Below are 22,970 nucleotides of genomic sequence, written 5' to 3'. Positions count from 1 at the left end.
CTTAGACGGGCAGGCGCCTGTTGTAATCCAGCATCAGGACGGACACGCCCATGATGATGGCGGATCCCACGAAGTAGAGCAGCGCCCAGGTGTAGGAGCCCGTGGCGCCGACGATCAGGCCGACGGCAATAGGTGTGACGAAGCCCGAGATATTGCCGCTGAAGTTCATCGCACCGCCCAGGACACCGGCATTGGTCCGGCCGCCCAGGATGGACGGGATGCTCCAGAAGAGTCCCACCCAGCGGAGGAAGAACATCACCACGGAAAGGAGTACGACGGCGGTGGTCGGGTCCGCCACGACGGTCACCCCGATGAGGCCGCCCACCACCACGACGCTGGAGGTTCCCAGCAGCGTGCGCATGACGCGGTTGGCCGAGGCTCCGGCTGCCCGCCACTTGTCAGCGATGGCGCCGCCCAGGATCTCACCGACGAAGCCGGCACCGAAGATCACGAACGTGGACCACCCGATGGTTTTCAGGTCGAAGCCCTTGGCCTGGGCGAGGTAGAGCGGGCCCCAGGTGAGGAGGCCGTAGAACACGCCGTTGAAGCCCAGCCACCCGAAGCACATGGCCCAGAAGGAGCGGAATTTCAGGTAGGGGAGCAGGGCGCGCCTGCCCTTGCTGCCGTCCAGCTCGGCCTCGGCGTCCTCCGCCGCGTGGGAGGCCTCGATGTATTCGGCCTCGGCGGCGTTGACGCCGCGGTGCTGGCGCGGGTTGTCCCGGACGTACCACCAGACGGCCAGGCCCATGAGCACGGTGGCCGCACCGGCGATGACGAAGGAACTGCGCCAGCTGCCGGTGGCGGCGATCAATCCGGCGATGAGTATGCCGCCCAGTCCTGCGCCGAGGGGAGCTCCGGCGTCCAGGATGGTGGCACCGCGGCCGCGCTCGGACTTGTGCATCCAGATGGCATTCAGCTTGCCGCCGGCGGGCATGACGCCGGCTTCGGTGACGCCGATGCCAAGCCGGGCGATGAACATGCTCAGGAAGCCGCCGGCCATGCCTGAGGCGGCCGTTGCGGCGCCCCAGCCAACGCACGAGGCTGTCATGACCTTGCGCGGGCCGAACTTGTCGATCAGCAGGCCCACCGGGATCTGCATAAGGGCGTAGGTCCAGAAGAAGGCGGAAAGCAGCAGGCCCACCAGCTCCGGGGCCATGTTGAATTCCTTCTGGATGATCGGGAGCGCCACCGAGATGGAGCCCCGGTCGATGTAGTTGACGGCGACCAGGACGAGGAGCAGCAGGAAGAGCTTCCAGCGGACGTTGGTGCGCCGTTGCACGCCGTCCTTGCCGTCCTTGCCGGCCTGGCCTTCTGTGGCCTGAACTGCGGCTGGGTCGGTTTCGGTGCTGGGGGATTGGGTGCTTAGGGACTCGGTACTCGAAGTTTCGGTACTTGGAAGAGACACAGCTTCTCCTTCACGGGGAAGATTGCGGGCAGGGGAAAGACTCTGGTGCCGTGGCCGGCCGCGGCCGGATCGGGCGGCGGCCGTACTGTCCCGGGCCGGAGCTGAGGGTACGCCGGGGTGGCGCAAGCGGTCCGGGAGGTGGTCACTTTTGGGATCCCGTTTTGGGATCCCAAAATTAAAGATAGAAGTGACCCCCGCCACTGTCAAGGGTTTTTCCGGCAATGCCGGCCGGGCCGCTTATTTACCGATTGTGACTGCCGCCTGTTAGCCCGCTACCCAGCGGCCGCCAGTGCAGCCTGACGCCGGTTCGGCAGCCTGACGGCCCGGTTACCGGCTGTCGGTGTGCGCCAGGATCTCGGCGAGTTCGGCCAGCCGGTGCGCGCGCGCCGATTCGGCGGGAGTAAACGGTTCGCCGGGCCGGTAGAAGGTGATGGGGCCGTGCCACGCCGTCGGGATCTTCAATACGGTACCGGCGTCGGCTGAGGCCGGAGATTCCTGGCCGCCCTCCACGGAAACGGGCACGATCCTGGCGGAAAGCAGCTCGGCCACGGCCAGCGGAAGCTCATTCGGATTGCCGGCGATCCGGGCGGCCAGGCTCAGGGCCCTGGTCTGGCCGTCGGCCATCGCCAAGGCAGTGGTGGGCCAGACATGGGCGTGCCGGCCGCCGCCGTCGCGAAGTGCCTCGAGCAGCCCGCGCTCGCGAAGGTGCCCCGGGGCGGACAGGACGAACTCGTCCAAAACACCGCCCGCCACCGGATGGATGTGGATGCTGAGGATGTTGGTGTCCAGCCGTGCCAGCGCCTGCGTAATCTTCTGAAGCGACCCGGGCTCATCGCGCAGCACTGTGCGGGCCCGCCACAGGGCCGGTGCCGTATTCAGCCGTTTGCGGTGCCGCAGGGCCGGAGCATGCAGCCAGCTCCTCAGCATCCGGGCCGCTGACGGTTCGGCCACCCAGATGACCAGCACTGTGGCGGTCAGGGTAAGTGCCAGGACCTTGGCCACATAGGGGAGATGCGTCTCCACCACGGCGGCATGCACCAGGAGCTCAATGGGCAGCATCACCGCGATATTCGCCAGGGTCAGCCGGGCTTTTGGCGGTTCCGGCATCTGACCGCAAACTTCGCAGCTCAAGTCGGCCGATTCGGGGGACTGTGCCTTGCGCTTCATACTCACATCATGTCCGGGCCCTGTTTCAGGGGGATTGCGGCTGCGTCACGAACGCCCACATCCCTGAATTGGCGCGGTTTTTGAACCACCCAGGAACTGGCGGCTCCCAACCCGGGGACGCCTTCGAGAGCCCGCCGCCGGGCCCCGGTTTCGCGTAGGCCCGGGTGTCCCCTCCTGCCGTGGGCCCACGTAATACCCGGCACCCCCACCTAACGGTCCACGACCTGTCCGAGTACCACACGCATAAAGCTCCAAGAGCGTGCATAGAAAGCCGGGTAGGTGCCGCTCGTGACGCGGGGACCGGCCCACGGCTTTCATTGGGGAAGGCATCAACCGGTGCCGCCTACCAATGTTCGGGGGGATAGGCAATGGCGACATGGTCTGCCTGCGCGTGGTGCCCCTCCGCCACCAATGTTTGGGGGCTGCAGTGAGCCAGCTGGGTAAAACAAGCCCGTTCGTGCTGAGGTTCCTGAGTCCCGGAGGGACCTCCGGGACCGCCGCCGCTCCGCCGCTTGGCGCCGTCGTCGGGGGTTTCCCCGGCAGCCCGGAACGGCAGCCGTCCGCGCACAAGCTGTCCGGCCGGGAATGGGCCCGCTTCCTGGCCCGCTGCCTCCGACTGACCGACTCCCTCTTGGTGGTTGTCTCGGTGCTCGCCGGGTACGTGATCCGGTTCGACGGCGGGCACTCCTTTGCGGAAAGCCGCGAAAATGCGCTTGGCGCCCTCCTGGCCGCCGGCCTTGCGGTGGCATGGATCGGTGCGCTCCATTTTTACCGGACCCGGGACCCGAAGGTGCTGGGCATCGGCTCCAGCGAATACAAGCGCGTTGCCGTCTCCACCACCCGGGTCTTTGGCCTTCTGGCGGTTTTCCTGGTGGTGTTCCGCCTGGAACCGGCCTGGGCGTTCTATGTGGCGTCGTTCCCGCTGGGCCTGTTGGCACTGGTGGGTAACCGGTGGTTCGCCCGCCGCTGGTACAACCGGAAACAGGCCGAGGGCCAGTTCCTGGTGAAGGCGATAGTCATTGGCGAGCCGAACGATGTCCGCTACGTCCTCGGGCGGATCGCCAAGAAGACCGGCGCGGCCTACGAAATCCTCGGGGTGTCGCTGCCGGGAGCCCGCCGGGGGATGATGCTCGACGTCGACGGCCGCCGGATTCCGGTGCTGTCCTCCACCGACGACGTTGTCCGGACCGTGGGAAAGCACGGTGCCGAGGCAGTCATCGTGGCGGGGCCGGTGCCGGGAGGCAACCAGTACATCCGGGAGCTGGGATGGCGGCTGGAAGAACATCGCGCCGAACTCGTCCTGGCGTCCACGCTGACGAACGTGGCAGGGCCGCGGATCCACTGGCGGCCGGTGGAGGGACTGCCGCTCATGCATGTGGACGTGCCGCAATACAGCGGCGGCAAGCACGTGCTCAAGCGGCTCCTGGACATCGCGGGCGCCTCCGTGGCCCTCGTCCTGCTGTCGCCGCTGTTCCTGGCCCTCGCGGTCATCGTCAAACGGAACGGTCCGGGGCCGGTGTTCTTCAAGCAGGAGCGCGTCGGCAAAGCCGGCCGTCCGTTCCGGATGATCAAGTTCCGGTCCATGGTCACCGACGCGGAAGCGTCACTCGCTGCACTGATGGCGAGCAACGAGGGTGCAGGCGTGCTGTTCAAAATGCAGAACGATCCGCGGGTGACCAGCTGCGGACGCTGGATGCGCCGCTACTCGCTGGATGAACTGCCGCAGTTCTGGAACGTGCTCACCGGCGAGATGAGCCTGGTGGGTCCACGGCCGCCGCTGCAGCGCGAGGTGGAAGCCTACGAACGGCACACCCACCGCCGGCTGCTCATCAAACCGGGAATCACCGGCCTCTGGCAGGTCAACGGCCGCTCGGACCTGCCCTGGGACGAGGCCGTGCGCCTCGATCTCTACTACGTCGAAAACTGGTCGATCATGGGGGACGTCATCATCATGTGGCGGACCTTCAAAGCAATGTGCATGCCTTCGGGCGCGTATTAAGAAGAGGGGACAGACATGGACGCGTCACAAGAGTCCTACCGCAGGGATCTTGACCTATTGGCTTCCGCCGCGCCTTTACGGGCCGCCGTCATCGGCGCCGGCTACTGGGGGCCCAACCTTGCCCGCAACTTCAAGGCCAGCCCCGACTGGAAACTGTCCGCGATCGTGGACATGGACCGGGACCGCGCCCTCAAGCTCGCCGCAGCGAACGGGGGCGTTCCGGTCTGCGAATCCGTCGACGAACTGCTGGACACCGTCGAGGTCGACGCGGTGGCCATCGCCACCCCGGCCCACACCCACCACGGGATCGCCCTGACGGCCTTGCGGGCAGGCAAACACGTGCTGGTGGAAAAACCCCTGGCCGACAGCAGGGCCAAAGGCGTGGAGATGGTCGAAGAGGCAGAGAGCCGAGGCCTGGTCCTGATGGCGGATCATACGTACTGCTACACGCCCGCTGTCCTGAAAATCCGGGAACTCATCGCGGACGGGTCCCTGGGCGAGATCCTGTTCATCGACTCGGTGCGGATCAACCTGGGGCTAGTCCAGCCGGACGTGGACGTGTTCTGGGACCTCGCACCGCACGACCTGTCCATCATCGACTTCATCCTGCCCGGCGGCCTCCGGCCGGTGGAAGTGGCCGCCCACGGCGCTGATCCCCTGGGCACCGGACGCGACTGCGTGGGGCACCTGACCTTTGCGCTGCCCAACGACGCCATGGCGCACGTGCACGTGAACTGGCTCAGTCCCACCAAGATCCGCCAGATGGTGGTAGGCGGCTCCCAGCGGACCCTGGTCTGGGACGACCTGAATCCACAGCAGCGGCTCAGTATCTACGACCGAGGTGTCAGCCTGGACCGGAAATACCGGTCACCGGCGGAGAAGAAGGCATTCGCCATTTCGTACCGGCTGGGTGATACCTGGTCGCCCGCGCTGCCGGAACATGAGGCCCTCGGCCAGATGGTGGCGGAATTTGCCAGCAGCATCTGGCATCACCGGCCCGCACGGACCAGCGGTGCATCCGGGCTGAGGGTGCTGTCCGTGCTGGAAGCGGTCAGCCGCAGCCTCAGCGACGACGGGCAGTCGGTCGCCGTCACGGGCAACGAAGCCCAGATGGAGGGACGGCGATGAGCATGCTCCAGGGCGCGCAGGTCCTGGTCACCGGCGGCGCCGGCACCATCGGATCCACGATCGTGGACCACCTGATCACCGCCGGCGTCGAGCAGGTGGCCGTCCTGGACAACCTGGTCCGCGGCCGCCGCGCCAATCTCGACGATGCGGTTGCCACCGGCAGGGTGGAACTTGTCGAAGGCGATCTCCGCGACCGGGACCTGGTCCACGACCTCACCCGCGGCAAGGACATCATCTTCCATCAGGCGGCCATCAGGATCACGCAGTGCGCCGAGGAGCCGCGGCTGGCCCTGGAAGTGTTGGTGGACGGCACGTTCAACGTGTTCGAGGCCGCCGCCGACCACGGCGTGGGCAAGCTGGTGGCGGCATCCAGCGCCTCGGTGTACGGCACGGCGGAGGATTTCCCCACCACGGAACGCCACCACCACCACAACAACGACACGTTTTATGGCGCGGCGAAGTCCTTCAACGAGGGCATGGCCCGCAGCTTCCGGGCCATGACCGGACTGGACTACGTCCTGCTGCGCTACTTCAACGTCTACGGACCACGGATGGACGTACACGGTCTCTACACGGAGGTGCTGGTGCGCTGGATGGAGCGCATCGCGGACGGACTGCCGCCGCTGATTTTCGGTGACGGACGTCAGACCATGGATTTCATCCACACCCGGGACGTTGCCCGCGCCAATATCCTGGCCGCCGGCAGCGGTGTCCGCGAAGGCGTCTTTAACGTAGCCAGCGGTGAAGAAACCAGCCTCCTGGAACTTGCCGAGGCCCTGTTGCGGGCCATGGATTCCGACCTGCAGGTGGAGCACGGTCCGGACCGCGCCATCAACGGCGTTGTCCGCCGCCTCGCGGACACCTCGGCCGCCCGGCTGGACCTTGGCTTCGCGGCGGAAACCGGGCTCGAGGACGGCCTTCGGGAACTCGTGGACTGGTGGCGTCCGCTGCGAAGCGAAATCGCGGCCACCCGGGTCGGAGGCGTGCGGTGACCATTAGCCAGGATCGGGCGCTGAGCCGCATCAATGTCATGAAACCGTGGCTCGGGGTCGAAGAAGCGGAGGCCGTCGCCGAGGTGATCGCGTCCGGCTGGGTGGCGCAGGGCCCCCGGGTGGCGCGGTTCGAGGAAGCCTTCGCCGCCGCCCAAAAGGCGATGTACGCCGTCGCGGTTTCCAACTGCACCACCGCACTGCACCTGGCGCTGAAGGTGGCGGGCATCGGGCCGGGCGACGACGTGGTGGTGCCGTCCTTCTCCTTTATCGCCACTGCCAACGCCGCAGGCTACGTCGGGGCACGGACGGTGTTTTGCGACGTTGAAGCGGAAACCGGCAACGTCTCGGCACAGACCGTCGCCGCCGCGCTGACCCCGGCCACCAAGGCTGTGATCGCAGTGGACCAGGGTGGAATGCCGGTGGACCTGGACCCCATCCGGGCCCTGTGCGACCCCCTGGGCATTACGGTGATCGAGGATTCCGCGTGCGGGGCGGGCTCCACGTACCGAGGGCGGCCCGTCGGGGCCGGCGCGGACTTGGCTGCGTGGTCCTTCCACCCGCGCAAGATCCTGACCACCGGCGAGGGCGGCATGCTGACCACGCTGAACCCGGAGTGGGCCGGCCGGGCGCGGAGGCTGCGCGAACACGCCATGAGCGTTTCGGCCAACGACCGCCATGCCGCCCTCCTGGCCCCGGCGGAGGAATACCTCGAAGCCGGGTTCAACTTCCGGATGACGGACATGCAGGCGGCAGTGGGGCTGGTCCAGCTGGGGCGGCTGGGCGAGGCCGTGGCCCGCCGCCGGGAGATCGTGGCCGGCTACCAGTCGGCCCTGAACCGGGTTGGGGGGCTGCGGTTTGTCCGCGATCCCGACTATGGCACGAGCAACTTCCAGTCATTCTGGGTTGAGGTCCTGCCGTCGTTCCCCCTCGGCCGTGAAGAGCTCCTGGAGCGGCTGGCACGCGACGGCATCTCAGCCCGCCGCGGGATCATGGCCGCGCACAGGCAGCCAGCGTACGCCGGCCGGGATACCGGCCCCGCCGACCTGTCCGTCACCGAGCGGCTGACCGACAACACCCTCATCCTGCCCGTGTACCACCAGCTGACCGCCGGCGAGCAGTCCCGGGTGCTGCGGTCCATCCGACTGGCAAGTGGGGAGGGGAACCGTGGCTGACCTCATTCTGATCGCTGCCAGCGGGCTCGCCCGCGAAGTCCTCGCCACAGTGCGCGACAGCGGCCAGTTCGACGTCGTCGGAATCCTCGACGACGATCCGGGCAGGGCGGGCACCACGGTGGACGGCTCGCACGTCCTGGGGCCGGTCAGCCACGCGCTCAACTATCCGGACGCGAAGGTGGTGGTCTGTGTCGGCGCAGGCAGCGGGCGGGCCGTAATAGTGGCCAGGCTTGCCGCGCTCGGGTTCCCGGACCGGCGCTACACCACTGTGGTTGATGCCTCGGTGCGGCTCCCGGAGGGATGCCTGATCGGGCGTGGCAACATCCTGCTCGGCCACGTCACGCTCACAGCCGGCGTGACCATTGGCAACCATGTGGTGGTGATGCCCGGGGTGACCCTTACGCACGACGACACGGTGGAGGACTTTGCCACGTTCGCGGCCGGCGTTTCGCTGGGCGGCGGCGTCCGCGTGGGGCAGGCGGCCTACCTGGGCATGAACTCCAGCGTGCGCGAACGGACCGTCATCGGCGCCGGCGCCACCGTCGGGATGGGGGCCGTAGTGCTGGCCGATGTTCCGGCCGGCGAGACCTGGGCCGGCGTTCCGGCGCGGGCCATCAAGCGTGCCATGCAAACGGCTGCAGTTTCAGGAGGCGGACGATGACTCTTTCACCCACTTTCCCCTTGTCCGTACCCCTCGTTGACCTCGGCGCGCAACAGCAGGAAATCGCCGAGGAAGTGGAGAGCGGCATCAGGCAGGTCTTCGCACGGACCTCCTTCATCGGCGGCCCCGAGGTTGCCGAATTCGAGCAGGCTTACGCCCGTTTCGTGGGGGCCCGGCACTGCGTCGGCGTCGCCAACGGCACCGATGCGCTGGAGCTGGGACTCCGCGCAGCCGGGGTCATGCCCGGCGGGGAGGTCATCCTGCCGGCCAACACGTTCATCGCCACAGCCGAGGCCGTGAGCCGGATCGGGGCGGTCCCGGTGCCTGTCGATGTGGACCCCGACTACCTGCTCATCGATCCCAGGCGGGTCAGTGAGGCAGTGACTGAGGCGACACAGGCGATCGTGGCAGTGCACCTCTTCGGGCAGGCCGCGTTCGTTGAGAAGCTCAAGGCCGCTGCCTATGGCTGCGGCGCCGTCATCGTCGAGGATGCCGCGCAGGCCCAGGGCGCATCCCGGCACGGGCGCTTCGCCGGCACGCTGGGCAGCGTGGCGGGAACCAGTTTCTATCCGGGCAAGAACCTCGGCGCCGCCGGTGACGCCGGAGCAGTCCTGACGGACGACGACGGGATAGCCGCCCGTGTCCGCCTTCTCGGCGCCCACGGCAGCTCCGTCAAGTACGAGCACGACGCGATTGGCATGAACTCCCGCCTGGACACCATCCAGGCAGTGGTGCTGAACTCCAAACTGCGCCGCCTTGCGGCCTGGAACGAACGACGGCGGGAGGCCGCCGCCCGCTATTCGGAGATGCTCCGGGACGTCCCCGGCATTGTGCTGCCACGCACGGCCGAAGGCAACGTCGACGTCTGGCACCTCTACGTCATCCGGATCCTGGAACGGGACCGTGTGCTCGCCGCCCTCAACGGTGCCGGGATCGGCGCCGGCATCCACTACCCCGTTCCGATGCACCTCAGCCGCGCCTACCGGCACCTCGGATTCTGCCGCGGATCCTTCCCGGTGGCAGAAGAAGCCGCCGCAACCATGCTCTCGCTGCCGATCTACCCGCATATCACCGCCCGGCAGCAGGAGTACGTCATCGGCCAACTGCTCGCGGCCATGGAACGGCCATGACACACGGAAACAGCGCCCCCGGCGCCTCGAACGCCTTCGCGTGGAGCCTCCTTAACACCATGGTGTCGAAGGTGGGCACGCTCGGGATTGGCATCGTCCTGGCGAGGATGTTGGGCCCGGACTCCTTCGGAACCTATGCGGTGGCACTGGTGGCCCTGATGGCCGTGCTCAGCTTCAACGAGCTTGGCGTTTCGCTGGCGATCGTCCGGTGGCCCGGCGACCCGGCGAAAATAGTGCCCACCGTCAACAGCATCTCCGTGGCGGGCAGCGGCCTGTTCTGCGCCGGTGCAGTCCTTGCTGCTCCTGCGTTCGCGGCCGCCATGGGCGACCCCGAGGCCACGGACGTGGTTCGGGTCCTCATTCTCAGCGTCTTCATCAACGGCGTGGTGGCATCTCCGGCGGCCCTTCTCCAGCGCGACTTCAAGGAGAAGACCCGGCTGGGGATCGACCAGGTCAACGTCTGGACGGGAGCTGTGCTGTCCATTGTCCTGGCGCTCGCGGGAATGGGCGCCATGGCGCTGGCGGTGGGCAGGGTGGCCGGAAGCCTCGTGTCAGCTGCCATGTTCCTGGCGTCGTCGCCCATGCCGTATCGCTTCGGGCTGGACCGCAACCAGCTCGGACCCCTGCTTCGGTTCGGCCTGCCGCTGGCCGGCACGAGCATCATTTTCTTCGCGGTCGGCTACGCGGACCAGCTGACGGCCGGAGCCCTGCTGGGTCCGGCGGCACTTGCCTTCTACGTCCTCGCGTTCAACCTTGCCAACTGGCCCGTCAGCATCCTGGCCCAGCCCCTCCGCAGGGTAGCGCCTGCCGCGTTTTCGGCACTCCAGCAGGACAAAGCAGCCATGAACTCGGCGCTGGTCTCGGTGGTGGCGGTCCTCGCCGCGGCGACGCTGCCGCCCGTGATGTTCCTGGCCGGAAGCGCAGTGCCGCTCGTGGATCTTGTCTACGGCAAGGAATGGCTGCCGGCGGCTGCCGCGCTCTCCTGGCTGGTGGTGGGCGCAGTCAGCCGGATCTTCTCGGACCTGGCCTATGACTTCATGGTGGTCCTGGGCAGGTCCGGCACGGTGTTCGCCATCCAGGCCGGCAGCCTGGTTGTGCTGGTGCCCGCACTCGCTGCCGGTGCAGCCCTGGGCGGACTGCAGGGACTGGCTTTTGCGCAGGCACTGGTCTGCGGCTGCATCCTGCTGCCGTTGTGTTTATGGCAGCTCGCCAACGCAGGCATCTCCGTGCGGGCCGTCTCGTCAGTGGTGTGGGTCCCCGCGCTGGCTTCCCTTGCCGTCGGTGCCTTGTCGCTTGGCCTGGTCAGCTGGCTGCCGGTGCCCTGGCTGGAACTTCCTGCGGGCGCACTGCTGGCTGCGTCCACGGCCGCGGCGTTGCTGTACTGGCGCCGGGATGACGTGAAGCTGCTGAAGGAAGTGGGCCGCGAGGCCCGCTCGGAAGTTGGAGAGCTGGTCCCATGAGAATCCTTGTCTACCCCCACGACCTCGGCATCGGCGGCAGCCAGATCAACGCGATCGAGCTCGCCGGAGCCGTAGACAGGCTGGGCCACGAGACCATCGTGTTCGGGCGGCCCGGGCCGCTCGTGGACAGTATCCGGCGGCTGGGGCTGGAATTCGTGGCCGCGCCGGAAGCAGGCAGGCGACCGTCGGTGGCGGTTAGCCGGGCGCTGGCCGGGCTGGTCGAACGCCGGCGGATAGACATCCTGCACGGCTATGAGTGGCCGCCCTCGCTGGAATGCTATCTGGCCGCACGGCGGATGCCCCATGCGGCGGCAGTGTCCACTGTTATGTCCATGGCCGTCGCCCCGTTCATCCCCAAACACGTCCCGCTGACGGTCGGCACCCACCAGATCGCGGAGGTGGAGTCCGGCTTCGGCCGCTCAGCTGTTACGGTGCTGGAGCCGCCTGTCGACGTGGACGCGAACCGCCCCGGCCTTGACCTTGCCCAGGGAGACCTCAGGAAGACGTGGGGCGTCCCGGAGGGCGCGTATATTGTGGCCATCGTGTCCCGCCTGGCCAGGGAGCTCAAGCTGGAGGGCATCCTCAGCGCCATGGATGCGGTGGCTTCCCTCCCGGCCACGATGCGGGTTTGCCTGCTCATTGCCGGCGACGGCCCGGCGCGTACGGAAGTTGCCGCGCGTGCGGCGCAGGTCAACATCCGGACCGGCCGGCAGACGGTTGTCCTCACCGGCGAACTTGCCGACCCCCGGGCGGCCTACGATGTGGGCGACGTTTGCCTTGGCATGGGCGGATCCGCGCTGCGGGCACTGGCCTTCGGCAAGCCGCTGGTGGTCCAGGGCGAGGCAGGCTTCTGGGAGCTGCTGACGCCTTCCTCGCTCGATACCTTTCTATGGCAGGGATGGTACGGCGTGGGGAGCGGGCAGGCCGGCGGCGCTTCCGCGCTCCGCCAAGTACTGTTCGAGATCCTGCCGGCCGAGCGGCTCCGCGCCGATCTCGGTGCCTTCGGCAGGCGCGTCGTGGTGCACCGCTACTCGCTGGCACATGCCGCGGAGGCCCAGCTGGACATTTACGGCGCTGCCCTGGAAACGGCGTCCGCCAGCCGCATGGCGTACGCCCGCGAACTCGAGGCTGCCGGCCATTTCCTCCGCTACAAGCGCCGCCGGCTGCAGGCGCGCCTGACCGGGCGGGCAACGGCAGATGACTTCAACGCCCGTCCCGTCGCCGCCGGGCAGCCGCTGCAGGCATTCTCCGCGGGAGGTGCCACATGAGCGCCGGTGGCCCCATTATCTGGATGGCAGGCACCAGATCATTGACGAGATCGCGATGACCGGGCGCCGCAGGGCTTTCCCGGTGCTGCTGATCCTCTATCTGGCGGCCCTGGCCTGCGTTGGCTTCTGGCCCACACCGGTGGAACGCCCCGTGGCCGGGCTCCTTCGCAGCGTCCTGCTGACCCTACAGGACCAGCCCCTGACAGCAGGGATCCGAGCAGGTCACTTGGAAGTGGCCGCCAATGTGGCGCTCTTCGTGCCGCTTGGATTGCTGATCGTCCGGATGGTCCCAGCGCGCCGATGGTGGCTTGCCGCCGTCGCCGGCATGGCCGCCTCCTGCACGATCGAGGCAGTCCAGTTCCTAGCCCTCGACCAGCGGCAGGCCAGCCTGCGGGACATCGCCAGCAACACGCTGGGTGCCCTGCTCGGTGCACTCGCGGTCGTATGGGTGCGCCGGCGGCACAGCCAAATACCAAAACCGCCGGTGTCCGGCGACAGCATCCCCGGGAGGAACGACATGATTACCATCGCAGCCACGGCCGACGTGGCAGAGTCCGCCAGCATCGGAGAAGGATCGCGGATCTGGCATTTGGCGCAGATCAGGGAAGACGCCGCCTTGGGCAGCAACTGCAACATCGGGCGCGGAGCCTACGTTGGGCCGGCCGTCCTGCTGGGCAACAACTGCAAAGTCCAAAACTACGCCCTGGTCTACGAACCGGCCCGGTTGTCCGACGGCGTCTTCATTGGCCCAGCGGCGGTGCTCACCAACGACCTCCATCCGCGGGCCATCACACCTGACGGAACACTCAAGGGTTCCGAAGACTGGGTGGCCGTGGGCGTGACTGTCGGGAAGGGCGCCTCCGTCGGTGCAAGGGCGGTGTGCATCGCGCCCGTCACCATCGGCGAGTGGGCCACGGTGGCGGCCGGCGCCGTCGTGACCCGGGACGTCCCGGCCTATGCCGTGGTGGCGGGCGTGCCGGCGCGGCAAATGGGCTGGGTGGGTGAGGCTGGCCATCCGCTCAAGCAGGACGACGGCGGCAGCTGGCTCTGCCCCGTCACGGGGCGCCGTTACTTCGAAACCAAGGGCCAGCTCGCGCCCGCCGAAAAATACTGAGGACGCGACGTGGAAAACCTGGACGCCGACAAAGTAATTCTGGGTGGCACCCCCGTTGATCTGATGGATCCCGGGCCGGCCCTGGAACTCATCCTGGCCCGGGCCGGACGGACGGGCCTGCCGCCCCTCGGCGTTGCCTCCGTCAACCTGGACCACCTGCACCACTTCGGTGCCGGCGGCCGATGGGAAGGCACCCTGCACGCAGACCCTGCCAGCACGGTTGACTGGCTCTATCTGCTCGACGGTGCGCCGCTGGTTTCGCAATCCCAACGGCTCACCGGGCATCGCTGGCCGCGGCTGGCGGGAAGCGACCTCGCCTCGCCACTGCTGGACCGCGCCGAGCAGTTGGGACTCCGCGTGGGTTTCCTAGGCGGTTCACCGGAGAACCAGCAGATTCTGATCCGGAAAATTGCCGTTGAGCATCCGCGCCTCCAGGTCGCCGGAATGTGGTCACCGGACCGGGAAGAACTGGCCTCCGCCCGCGACTCGGAGCGGATCGCGGCAGACATTGCGGCCGCGGGCACCCAGATCCTCTACGTAGGACTTGGCAAGCCACGGCAGGAGCTCTGGATCGACCACTACGCCGCCCTGACCGGCGCCGCCGTGCTGCTAGCCTTCGGTGCAGCGTTGGACTTCCTGGCCGGTAGGGTGCATCGCGCACCGCAATGGGCCAGCGACCACGGGCTGGAATGGGGCTACCGCCTGGCCCTGGAACCCAAACGGCTCGCCAGCCGCTACCTTATTGACGGCCCGCCAGCGTACCTGAAGCTGCGGACCGCGTCGTGCACCGTGCCTCACCCCCGGCTGGAGTCCGTGCCGTCGGCCGCTCCCGCACCGCGGACTCCGGGCCGCTTCACCGGACCCGACGGCGCCGCGGATGCCGCCGTCGTTGTCGTCACCTACAACAGTGCCCACGGTGTGGGGCCACTGCTGGAGAGCCTGCGGGAGGAGACAGCGGACCTCACCCTGCGCGTGCTGGTGGCGGACAATTCCTCCACTGACGGCACCCTGGCCAAGGTGCGCAGCGCCCACCCGGACGTCATCGCCTTCGCGACCGGGGGCAACCTGGGATACTCCGGCGGCATCAATGCCGCCATGCGGCGGGCCGGCGACACCGCCACCGTGGTGGTGCTCAATCCGGACGTCACGGTGGAACGCGGAAGCCTGAAGACCATGATGCACCGCCTGCATTCCTCCCGTGCCGGGGCAGTCGTTCCTCGGCTCCTAGATGAAAGCGGCACAACGAGTCCGTCCCTGTACCGCGAGCCGAGCCTTGCCAATGCAGTGGGAGACGCGCTGGTGGGACGTCGTTTCCCCAACCGGCCCGGCTGGCTGGCCGGCACCGACTACAACCCGGAGAGCTACGCCCACCCGCACACCGTGCACTGGGCAACCGGCGCGGCGCTGATGGTCCGCCGCAGCCTGGCCGACGCCTTGGCGTGGGACGAGTCCTACTTCCTCTACTCGGAGGAGGTGGATTTCTTCCGCGGCCTGCGGACAATGGGTGAGACCGTCTGGTACGAGCCGGCCGCTGTCATGATTCACGCGGGTGCCGGATCAGGCACCTCACCACAGCTCAACGCCCTGCTGGCCGTGAACCGTGTGCGGTACTTCCGCAAATACCATTCGTCGGCCTACGCCAAGGTCTTCCACGGCGCCGTGGTCCTGTCCGAGGCGCTGCGCTGCTGGAAGCCGGACCGGAGGGGAGTGCTGCGGACGGTCCTGGACGAAGGCAGCTGGACCGCCCTGCCTGTGGCCACCAGGGACCCCGATACCGCCTTCTTCCCGGCCGGTTCGGTGATTGTCCCGGCGCACAACGAGGCCAGTGTGATCGCGCGGACGCTCGCCCCCCTTGCTCCGCTCGCGGCGGCCGGGCAGATCGAAGTGATTGTGGTCTGCAACGGCTGCGCGGACGATACCGCCGCGATCGCCCGGCGCTTTGAAGGAGTGACGGTCCTGGAAATCGGGCGGCCCTCCAAGTCGGCCGCCCTCAACGCCGGCGACGCGGCTGCCACGAAGTGGCCCAGGCTTTATCTGGACGCCGATGTGCAGATCAGCCCGCGGGCGGTGCGGGACGTGTTGACGGCGCTCGGAACCGGCGGACCTCTGGCCGTGCGCCCGGCCGTGCAGTTCGACCTTCAGGACGCCCATCCGCTGATCCACTCCTACTACCGCACACGGCTGCGCCTGCCCTCTGCGCGGAATCGGCTGTGGGCCGGAGGGGTCTACGGCCTGTCGGAGCAGGGGCGCAAGCGGTTCAAGGAGTTCCCGAACCTCACCGCGGATGACCTGTTCGTGGACCGGCTTTTCGAGCCAGCGGAAAAGGGCGTCCTCGACGTCGATCCCGTGGTGATCCGTCCGCCCCGGACGCCCAGGGACCAGCTGGCAGTACTGCACCGCGTGTACCGAGGCAATGCCGAGCAGAACGGCGATGCCGGCCAGCACAGCACCGCCCGTCAGACTTTCGGCGAAGTGCTGCGCTCTGTTCGCGGGCCGCTCTCCGCTGTCCATGCCGCGGTGTATTTGGGATTCGCGGTTGCCGGCCGGCAGGGGGCGGCGGGATCGGGGACGTGGGAACGGGATGACAGCAGCCGTGCGCCGGCCCGGGAAGGAACAGCGGGCTGATGAGCTAAGCCTGAGCGTGGCCCGGCCACGCCATGCCCGCCCCGCCCAGTGCAGGTAATGCAGGGGTGTTCCGCGGCGAGCAATCCGAGTACCGCCGCGGTGGCCGGGCAGGATCACGATTCCCAAGCGGGTATTCCGTGCCTCAACAGCGGTGTCCTGCGGGGAAAATGCGCGTACAAAACTCTCGTGACGGGGTAGAAGGACGGCGCGTTGAATGGAAGGTGCATAACTAATGCCGTTTTGAGGAGCGGGAGGATCCAGTGACCATCAGCGAAGACCATACGGTCAGTCACATTGGCGTCATGAGGCCGTGGCTCGGACCGGAGGAGGCGGATGCCGTTGTTCAGGTGCTCGCTTCCGGCCGGATGGCGCAAGGGCCACGCGTCGGGCAGTTCGAGGAGGCCTTCGGCTCCGCGCAGCAGGCATCCTACGCCGTCGCAGTGGCCAGCGGCACCGCGGCACTCCTTCTGGCGCTGAGGGTCGCCGGGGTCGAACCGCAGGACGACGTCGTCCTGCCCTCGTTCTCCTCCGTGGCGACTGCCAACGCCGTCAGCCACCTGGGGGCCAGGACCGTCTTTGCCGACGTCGAGGCGGGCACCGGCAATGTGTCCGGCAGGACAATCGAGGCTGCCCTGACACCGGCCACCCGGGCTGTGATCGTTGTGGACCAGGGCGGCCTGCCGGTAGACCTGGAGCCGATCCGGGACCTGTGCGATCCGCTCGGCGTCACGGTCATTGAGGACGCCGCCTGCGGTGTGGGATCCACGTATCTGGGCCGTCCGGTGGGAGCCGGGGCAGAGCTGACAGCGTGGTCGTTCGACTCGTGCGAGGTCCTGACCACCGGGGAAGGCGGCATGCTGACCACCGGAAGTGACGCCTGGGCAAGCCGGGCGCGGGAGTTGCGTGATGGCGCCGCGAGCGAGCCGGGATTCGAATACCGCATGACCGAGCTGCAGGCTGCCATCGGCCTGGTTCAGCTAGGCCGGCTGCAGGAAGCCGTTGCCCACCGCAGGGAAATTGTCGCCAGCTACCAGCTGGCGCTCGCCCGGATTGAGGGTCTGCGCCCCGTCAGGGACCCCTCTTACGGCACCAGCAATTTCCAGTCTTTCTGGCTGGAAGTGCTGCCGTCCTTCGCCCTGCCTCGGACTGAGCTGTTGGAACGGCTGGCGCGCGACGGGATCTCGGCGGGCGCCGGGATCCTGGCCGCCCACCGGCAGCCGGAGTATCGGGGCCGGGATTATGGCACGGCGGACCTGTCGGTAACCGAACGGTTGACGGACAGAACAGTGGTCCTGCCGGTCTACCATCAGCTGACTCCGGGCGAACAGTCGCGCGTGTGCCGTTCCGTCAGGCTCGCGGCAGCCGGGATACCGGTGACCGTGCGGCGCGGCAAATGGAACGGCGGGTTCCGGCGGGGGGAGGCGGCCAGCGCCTGACCCGCCGGGCCGTCAGCACCCGCCGGGCCGTCAGCGTGAGCGCTCGGATCCGTTCGCGGCCGTTCCGGCTCCGGTAGCGGTGCCGGCTCCGGCGGCCGTTCCGGTCGAGGCACGGCTGACGCCGGCGGTGGTGAGTTCCTTGTCGCTGTCCGCGAGCTGGGTCAGCAGGTCCCGGATCTCGGCCAGGAGTGCGGTGTCCGCGGGGATGGGCTCTTCCTCCGGTTCCGCCGTTGCCAGCCGGCTCTTCACCAGCGAGTTGATCTTGTTCATGGGCGCCACGAAGATGAAATACACCACTGCCGCGGTAATGAGGAATGTCACGAAGGCGGTGAGGACCCCGCCGATGTTCACGAAGGTCTTGTCATTGCCGGGCCAGATGGGGAACCCGAGACCTTCGGTCTGGACACCGCCGGCCGCGGCGATGATCGGGTTCACGATGTTGGTGGTGAAGGCGCTGACCAGCGCGGTAAACGCGGTGCCGACGACGACGGCGATGGACAGTTCGATCACGTTGCCGCGAAGGATGAAATCCTTGAATCCTTTAAGCATGGGGTCCTCCGGTATTGCGTTTCGGTCTGTGATTTAACCGATAGACAATACCAGTCCGCAGGCCCGCAGTGCGTTCTGCTGAGCGGGCGGCATGCCCCTTTGCCGCCGGTGCCGCCCGGCCGCGGGCGTAGGATTTGGAATGGACGCCAACGCTGCCGCCGTCAGACTGGCACCGTATGGAAAGGCGTGACCCACGTGAAGCTGTTCGCCGAGATGTTCACGATTGCCCCCGGCAACAAGGACCATCACGTCGCGATCCGGTGCGCCGTGGGCGTCTTCATTCCGCTGATCATCCTGGTCCTGATTGACCGGATGGACCTGGCAATCTTTGCTTCCTTCGGAGCCTTCACCGGAATCTACGGGCGCGGGGAGCTGCACCGCAAGCGGCTCTTCATCCAGGTGCGGGCCGGGTCCCTCATGCTGCTGGTGATCCTGCTGGCCACGTTATCGGCCCGGGCGGGGCAGGCGCTTGGCCTGTCGGACGCCGCGGGCACCTGGACGCAGGTGGCCGCCACCACCTTGGTTGCCGGGGCGTGTTCGCTCGTGATCGCCTGGTGGCGGCACCGTCCTGCCGGTTCGTTGTTCCATATCTTCGCCTTCGCGGCCATCGCCTCGATTCCGCACCAGCCGCCGTTGTGGCAGTGCATGCTCGCTTCGGTCGTGACAACGGTGTTCTGCCTGCTGATCGGAATTTCCTCCCGCGTGGTTCGGAGCCGGCGCACGCCGTGGGCCATGCCGGAGCCTGCCCGGCTGACGCCCGATGAAAAGCGGGCAGCGCGGCTCGAAGCCGTGGGCTACCTGGTGGCTGCGGGACTGGCCGGGACGCTGGCCACCGTGGTGGGCCAGCGGCTGGGGTTCGGCCACAATTACTGGGCCATGGTGGCCGCCGTCGTTCCGTTGGTCGGCCGGACCACCCGTCACCGCGTGGCCCGCGGCATCCAGAGAATCATCGGAACCGTCCTGGGCCTGATCGTGCTGGCGGGAGTCCTCCTGCTGAACCCTGCCCCGTGGCAGACGGTTCTCGTGATTGCCGTCTGCCAGTTCGGCGCCGAAATGTTCATCGCGCGGCAATACGTGCTGGCCCAGGTGTTCGTCACGCCGCTGGCGCTGAGTTCCACGCTGTTGGCGGCGCCCGCCGTCCCCGAAGTGCTGCTGCGGGACAGGATCGTCGAGACGGTCATCGGCGCCGCCGTCGGCATCGCCGTCGTGGTCACCCCCGCCATCTGGCGGCGGTTGCGGGCCGGGAGCCGCGCGCAGCGCGTGGCCGCCTGAGAGGTCCCGCGGCGGGCGTCAGGAAGGCCCGACGGCGGTCCGCTTGCCGGCCGCGGCGGTGACGGCCTGCGGAACCAGGACGAGTGCCGCCACCGCGAGGACGGCTGCCGACGCAAAGACGTAGAAGCCCCAGGGGTAGGCGATTCCGGCGGCCACCAGCGTCCCTGTCACCGCCGGGCCCAGGATGGCGCCGAGACGCCCGACGCCGGCGGCGAAGCCCAGTGCGGTGGCGCGCAGCCGGGCCGGGAAAAGCTGGCTCACCCAGGCGTAGACCAGCACCTGGGAGCTGAAGACGAAGACCCCGGTCACGAAGACGGCAGCGTTCAGGAGCAGTTCGTTCTGGATCTTCACGCTGAGCGCGGCGAGGAACACGGCGGAGAGCGCGAACCAGAGAAGCACAATCTTCTTGGTTCCGTGCTTGTCTGCCAGGATGCCGGCCACCACCAGGCCAACGACTGCGCCCACGTTCAGGACAAGCAGGAGGGACAGCCCGGCGGTGAGCGTGTAGCCGGCGGACGACATGAGCTGCGGCAGCCAGGTGTTCAGCCCGTAGACCAGCAGCAGGCCCATAAACGAGGCGATGGCAACACCGGCAGCCACGAGGGGGTAGGGCTTCCTGCCGAGGTCCCGGAAGCTGGCACGCTCTTCCACGGCGGGCGCGGCTTCCTTCGAGGCTTCCTTGCCGGCGGGCTTGGAGACGGCCGGCAAGGTAATGACCGCGGGCAGCGTCTCCGGCAGCTTGAACCAAAGGAATGGAACCAGGACGAAGCCGGCAATGCCGCCAACGACGAACATGATGCGCCAGTCCGGAATGACCATCAGGGCCAGGAACGCGGTGGCCACGGCGCCGGCGTGGTAGCCGGTCATGGTCCGGGTGGTCGACTTGCCGGCTGATCCTGCAGGGGCGTAGTCGTTCATGTAGGCCAACGCGGCGGGCAGGCAGGCGCCAAGTCCAAGTCCGGCCAGCAGCCTGAAGATGCTGAAGACAGCCACGTTGGGCGCAAAGACCACGGCAATGGTGAAAATGGAGAACCAGGTAACGCAGGCAACCAGCAGGTTCCGCCGGCCGAAGCGGTCAGAGAGCGGCGCAATGAACAGGGCCCCAAGTCCCACGCCCACCAGCGAGATCGTTGCAGCGAAGGTGGCACCGACGGCGTCGAAGCCAAGGTCCTGCGTCTTGATGAGGGTGGGAATGACGGTTCCAAGCACCACCAGGTCGAATCCGTCCAGGACCATGGCCAGCCAGCAAAGCCAGACAGGCCAGCGTGATTTGTTTTCCAACGACGTTGTTGACATTGCTACCTCAGCGTTGATTGCTTACCGGTTGATTTCTCCGTGGCACCGGCCGGGACCGAGGGGTCCCTACCCTGAGATTTGTACCACTGGGCGGTGTTATGTGGGACACTTCAAACCATTCAATGGAAGGGGAAGTGTGGCCAACTCGGGCTCCGGCGACTCAGTGGTGGACCGCGTGGTCCGCGTTATTGCCGCGTTTCCGGAGGGCGTCAACGTCCTGCCCCTGTCGGAGCTCGCCGCCCGCGCCGGGCTGCCGCTCACCACTGCCCACCGGCTGGTCCGGCAGCTGGCCGGGCACGGGCTGCTGGATGTCGGCTCCGCCGGTTCGGTGCAGCTGGGGCTTCGCCTGTGGGAGCTGGTCAACCGCAATTCCCCCACCCTGGAACTCCGCCAGGCCGCCATGCCGTTCATGGAGGACATCCAGCAGGTCCTGAACCAGAATGTGAACCTTGCGGTGCTGGACGGCTGGGAGGCGCTCTTTGTGGAGCGGCTGTCCCGGCGCGGATCGGTGGCCAACCGGGCGCAGGTTGCCGGACGCATGCCGGTGCACGTGTCCTCCGCCGGGCTGGTTCTGATGGCCAACCAGGCACACGCCGTCCAGGCGGAATACCTGGACGGTTTCACGGATCCCGCCGGCCGCCTGACGGTTGCTGAACTGCGTGTCCAGCTCGGGGAAGCAGCCCACCAGGGCTATGCCCAGCTGGCCGGCGTGGTGGATCCGGACACCTGGGGCATCGCCGTCCCCGTGATGGACCGCAAGAAGCGGACGGTGGCCGCCCTCGGCGTCGTGGTTCCCCTGCGGGAGGTACGCCTGCAGGCGCTGGTGCCCGCGTTGCAGACCGCCGCCCGGGGGATCGGGCGCCGCCTGGGCGAATCCCAAAACGCTGCCGAGGGGCGGGACTAACCCGCCGATTCCATTCAACGGAATTCCTGTAACGCGGATCACGTACCGGGGCGCACACTGTTAGCCAGACGATCCAACAGGCCCCCGGACCCTACCGCCGGGGTCGCGCAACGAAGCGAGGAACACCATGGCAGCACGCACCGTCATCACCACCCAGGTGGCCATTCTGGGCGCCGGCCCGGCCGGGCTGATGCTCTCGCACCTGCTGGCCAAGGCCGGCATCGAATCCACCGTGATCGAAATCCGCAGCCGCCAGGACATCCAGGAGACCGTCCGTGCCGGCATCCTGGAGCACGGCACCGTGAACATGCTGGTGGACAGCGGCGTCTCGGACCGGGTGCTGCGGGAAGGCGACCGGCACGACGGCATTGAGCTGCGCTTCAACGGCGAAAGCCACCGGATCGACTTCAAGGGCCTGGTGGGGGAGTCCGTCTGGCTGTACCCGCAGACCGACGTGTTCATGGACCTCGCCGCACGCCGCGAGGCCGACGGCGGGGACGTCCGCTACAGCGTCACGGACACCACCATCCACGACATCGAAGGCAAGCCCAAGGTCTGGTTCACGGATGCCGACGGCGTGGAGTACGAACTGCAGGCCGATTTCATCACCGGCGCGGACGGTTCCCGCAGCCACTGCCGCTTCCAGATCCCCGAGGCGGACCGCAAGTGGTACTTCCACGAATACCCCTTCGCCTGGTTCGGCATCCTGGCTGAAGCGCCGCGCAGCTCCGACGAACTGATCTACGCCAACTCGGACAACGGTTTTGCCCTGATCAGCCAGCGGACCGAGACGGTCCAGCGCATGTACTTCCAGTGCGATCCCAACGAGGACGTGAACAACTGGAGCGAAGACCGCATCTGGGACGCCTTCCGCAGCCGCGTCAACGGCAACGGCTTCGAGCTCAAGGAAGGGCCGGTCATCGACAAGGTGGTGCTGAAGTTCCGCAGCTTCGTCCACGCCCCCATGCGCCACGGGAAGCTCTTCCTGGCCGGCGACGCCGCCCACACCGTGCCGCCCACCGGCGCCAAAGGCCTGAACCTGGCAATCCACGACGTGAAGGTCCTGTTCGAGGGGCTGGAAAGCTACTACAGGAGCGGCTCCCCGGCGCTGCTGGACGCCTACAGCGACCGCGCCCTGGAGCGCGTCTGGAAGGCACAGCAGTTCTCCTACTGGATGACGTCCATGCTCCACACGCCGGCGGACGCCGACGACTTTTCCCGCGCACGCCAGCTGGGCGAGCTCAACTCGGTAGTGTCGTCCCGCCACGGCAAGGCCTACCTGGCCGAGGCCTACACCGGCTGGCCTACCGCCTAGGGTCGGGGCCCACACCCAGAGCGTTTGTCCGCGCGGCGGGTACCGGGCCGCACAACCCGGCTGCCGCCGTCGGGCAT

Annotated in this window: 18 protein-coding genes and 1 pseudogene; 15 read left to right on the top strand and 4 right to left on the bottom strand. The window is 67.6% G+C overall.

All coding sequences use genetic code 11. From position 1 onward, the window contains the following. Nucleotide 1: 1 nt before the first annotated feature. Together CXQ91_RS17575 and CXQ91_RS17570 are read right to left on the bottom strand one after the other, a co-directional pair. Nucleotides 2–1,405 (bottom strand): MFS transporter, encoded by a 1,404-nt coding sequence (locus CXQ91_RS17575; protein WP_104175187.1) that lies wholly within the window; start codon nt 1,403–1,405, stop codon nt 2–4. 327 nt (nt 1,406–1,732) lie between these two features. After that, on the bottom strand, nt 1,733–2,572 hold the full coding sequence (locus tag CXQ91_RS17570) for an ACT domain-containing protein (protein ID WP_104175186.1): 840 nt from the start codon (nt 2,570–2,572) through the stop codon (nt 1,733–1,735). Between the two features lie 427 nt (nt 2,573–2,999). On the opposite strand from CXQ91_RS17570, the gene CXQ91_RS17565 reads away from it, so the two are divergent. The 12 genes and pseudogenes from CXQ91_RS17565 (at nt 3,000) to CXQ91_RS17515 (ending at nt 17,557) form a co-directional block, all read left to right on the top strand. After that, the gene (locus CXQ91_RS17565) at nt 3,000–4,571 is read left to right on the top strand and encodes a sugar transferase (protein WP_104175221.1); all 1,572 of its coding nucleotides are present in this window, start codon (nt 3,000–3,002) and stop codon (nt 4,569–4,571) included. Between the two features lie 15 nt (nt 4,572–4,586). After that, a complete protein-coding gene (locus tag CXQ91_RS17560; protein ID WP_104175185.1) occupies nt 4,587–5,699 on the top strand; it encodes a Gfo/Idh/MocA family protein in 1,113 nt (370 codons plus the stop codon). Continuing rightward, complete coding sequence (locus CXQ91_RS17555; RefSeq protein ID WP_104175184.1) at nt 5,696–6,691, top strand: NAD-dependent epimerase/dehydratase family protein; 996 nt, start codon at nt 5,696–5,698, stop codon at nt 6,689–6,691. The genes CXQ91_RS17560 and CXQ91_RS17555 overlap by 4 nt, the downstream gene beginning before the upstream one ends. Further along, a complete protein-coding gene (locus tag CXQ91_RS17550; protein WP_104175183.1) occupies nt 6,688–7,863 on the top strand; it encodes a DegT/DnrJ/EryC1/StrS aminotransferase family protein in 1,176 nt (391 codons plus the stop codon). The genes CXQ91_RS17555 and CXQ91_RS17550 overlap by 4 nt, the downstream gene beginning before the upstream one ends. Beyond that, a complete protein-coding gene (locus tag CXQ91_RS17545; protein ID WP_104175182.1) occupies nt 7,856–8,524 on the top strand; it encodes a NeuD/PglB/VioB family sugar acetyltransferase in 669 nt (222 codons plus the stop codon). The genes CXQ91_RS17550 and CXQ91_RS17545 overlap by 8 nt, the downstream gene beginning before the upstream one ends. Next, nucleotides 8,521–9,654, top strand: coding sequence for a DegT/DnrJ/EryC1/StrS aminotransferase family protein (locus CXQ91_RS17540; RefSeq protein ID WP_104175181.1), 1,134 nt, complete (start codon nt 8,521–8,523; stop codon nt 9,652–9,654). The genes CXQ91_RS17545 and CXQ91_RS17540 overlap by 4 nt, the downstream gene beginning before the upstream one ends. Further along, nucleotides 9,651–11,114 (top strand): oligosaccharide flippase family protein, encoded by a 1,464-nt coding sequence (locus tag CXQ91_RS17535; RefSeq protein WP_104175180.1) that lies wholly within the window; start codon nt 9,651–9,653, stop codon nt 11,112–11,114. Before CXQ91_RS17540 ends, CXQ91_RS17535 begins: the two co-directional genes overlap by 4 nt. After that, nucleotides 11,111–12,382 (top strand): glycosyltransferase, encoded by a 1,272-nt coding sequence (locus CXQ91_RS17530; protein ID WP_104175179.1) that lies wholly within the window; start codon nt 11,111–11,113, stop codon nt 12,380–12,382. The genes CXQ91_RS17535 and CXQ91_RS17530 overlap by 4 nt, the downstream gene beginning before the upstream one ends. After that, nucleotides 12,312–12,818, top strand: a pseudogene (locus CXQ91_RS25365) (VanZ family protein); the annotation flags it as partial. The gene CXQ91_RS17530 and the pseudogene CXQ91_RS25365, both read left to right, overlap by 71 nt. An 81-nt stretch (nt 12,819–12,899) precedes the next feature. Continuing rightward, nucleotides 12,900–13,496, top strand: coding sequence for an acyltransferase (locus CXQ91_RS25360; RefSeq protein ID WP_251042934.1), 597 nt, complete (start codon nt 12,900–12,902; stop codon nt 13,494–13,496). Nucleotides 13,497–13,505: 9 nt separating this feature from the next. Further along, nucleotides 13,506–16,121, top strand: coding sequence for a WecB/TagA/CpsF family glycosyltransferase (locus CXQ91_RS17520; RefSeq protein ID WP_104175177.1), 2,616 nt, complete (start codon nt 13,506–13,508; stop codon nt 16,119–16,121). Between the two features lie 260 nt (nt 16,122–16,381). Beyond that, nucleotides 16,382–17,557, top strand: a complete 1,176-nt coding sequence (locus tag CXQ91_RS17515; protein WP_104175176.1) for a DegT/DnrJ/EryC1/StrS aminotransferase family protein — start codon at nt 16,382–16,384, stop codon at nt 17,555–17,557. A 30-nt stretch (nt 17,558–17,587) separates the two neighbouring features. On the opposite strand, the gene mscL is transcribed toward CXQ91_RS17515, so the two are convergent. After that, nucleotides 17,588–18,106 carry a large conductance mechanosensitive channel protein MscL gene (gene mscL, locus CXQ91_RS17510; protein WP_104175175.1) on the bottom strand — a complete coding sequence of 173 codons (519 nt, stop codon included), beginning with the start codon at nt 18,104–18,106 and terminating at the stop codon, nt 17,588–17,590. A gap of 195 nt (nt 18,107–18,301) precedes the next feature. Here mscL and CXQ91_RS17505 point away from each other — a divergent pair, with 195 nt between their 5' ends. Next, the gene (locus tag CXQ91_RS17505) at nt 18,302–19,378 is read left to right on the top strand and encodes an FUSC family protein (RefSeq protein ID WP_104175220.1); all 1,077 of its coding nucleotides are present in this window, start codon (nt 18,302–18,304) and stop codon (nt 19,376–19,378) included. A gap of 18 nt (nt 19,379–19,396) precedes the next feature. On the opposite strand, the gene CXQ91_RS17500 is transcribed toward CXQ91_RS17505, so the two are convergent. After that, the gene (locus CXQ91_RS17500; RefSeq protein WP_104175174.1) at nt 19,397–20,674 is read right to left on the bottom strand and encodes an aromatic acid/H+ symport family MFS transporter; all 1,278 of its coding nucleotides are present in this window, start codon (nt 20,672–20,674) and stop codon (nt 19,397–19,399) included. Nucleotides 20,675–20,810: 136 nt separating this feature from the next. On the opposite strand from CXQ91_RS17500, the gene CXQ91_RS17495 reads away from it, so the two are divergent. Together CXQ91_RS17495 and CXQ91_RS17490 are read left to right on the top strand one after the other, a co-directional pair. Then, a complete protein-coding gene (locus CXQ91_RS17495) occupies nt 20,811–21,578 on the top strand; it encodes an IclR family transcriptional regulator (RefSeq protein ID WP_104175173.1) in 768 nt (255 codons plus the stop codon). Between the two features lie 127 nt (nt 21,579–21,705). Beyond that, nucleotides 21,706–22,893, top strand: coding sequence for a 4-hydroxybenzoate 3-monooxygenase (locus CXQ91_RS17490; protein WP_104175172.1), 1,188 nt, complete (start codon nt 21,706–21,708; stop codon nt 22,891–22,893). The last annotated feature ends 77 nt before the right edge of the window (nt 22,894–22,970 follow it).

This window comes from Arthrobacter sp. Y81 (genome assembly GCF_002929335.1).
GTDB lineage: Bacteria > Actinomycetota > Actinomycetes > Actinomycetales > Micrococcaceae > Arthrobacter.
The sequence above is the reverse complement of the archived record's forward strand: the minus strand, read 5'-3'. Positions and strand labels throughout refer to the sequence as shown.

Bases quoted from the DNA above. Each gene is read 5' to 3' on its own strand.
- CXQ91_RS17530 (WP_104175179.1), top strand. From the start codon at position 11,111: ATGAGAATCCTTGTCTACCCCCACGACCTCGGCATCGGCGGCAGCCAG.
- mscL (WP_104175175.1), bottom strand. From the start codon at position 18,106: ATGCTTAAAGGATTCAAGGATTTCATCCTTCGCGGCAACGTGATCGAA.
- CXQ91_RS25360 (WP_251042934.1), top strand. From the start codon at position 12,900: ATGATTACCATCGCAGCCACGGCCGACGTGGCAGAGTCCGCCAGCATC.
- CXQ91_RS17540 (WP_104175181.1), top strand. From the start codon at position 8,521: ATGACTCTTTCACCCACTTTCCCCTTGTCCGTACCCCTCGTTGACCTC.
- CXQ91_RS17490 (WP_104175172.1), top strand. From the start codon at position 21,706: ATGGCAGCACGCACCGTCATCACCACCCAGGTGGCCATTCTGGGCGCC.
- CXQ91_RS17560 (WP_104175185.1), top strand. From the start codon at position 4,587: ATGGACGCGTCACAAGAGTCCTACCGCAGGGATCTTGACCTATTGGCT.
- CXQ91_RS17570 (WP_104175186.1), bottom strand. From the start codon at position 2,572: ATGAAGCGCAAGGCACAGTCCCCCGAATCGGCCGACTTGAGCTGCGAA.
- CXQ91_RS17555 (WP_104175184.1), top strand. From the start codon at position 5,696: ATGAGCATGCTCCAGGGCGCGCAGGTCCTGGTCACCGGCGGCGCCGGC.
- CXQ91_RS17500 (WP_104175174.1), bottom strand. From the start codon at position 20,674: ATGTCAACAACGTCGTTGGAAAACAAATCACGCTGGCCTGTCTGGCTT.
- CXQ91_RS17535 (WP_104175180.1), top strand. From the start codon at position 9,651: ATGACACACGGAAACAGCGCCCCCGGCGCCTCGAACGCCTTCGCGTGG.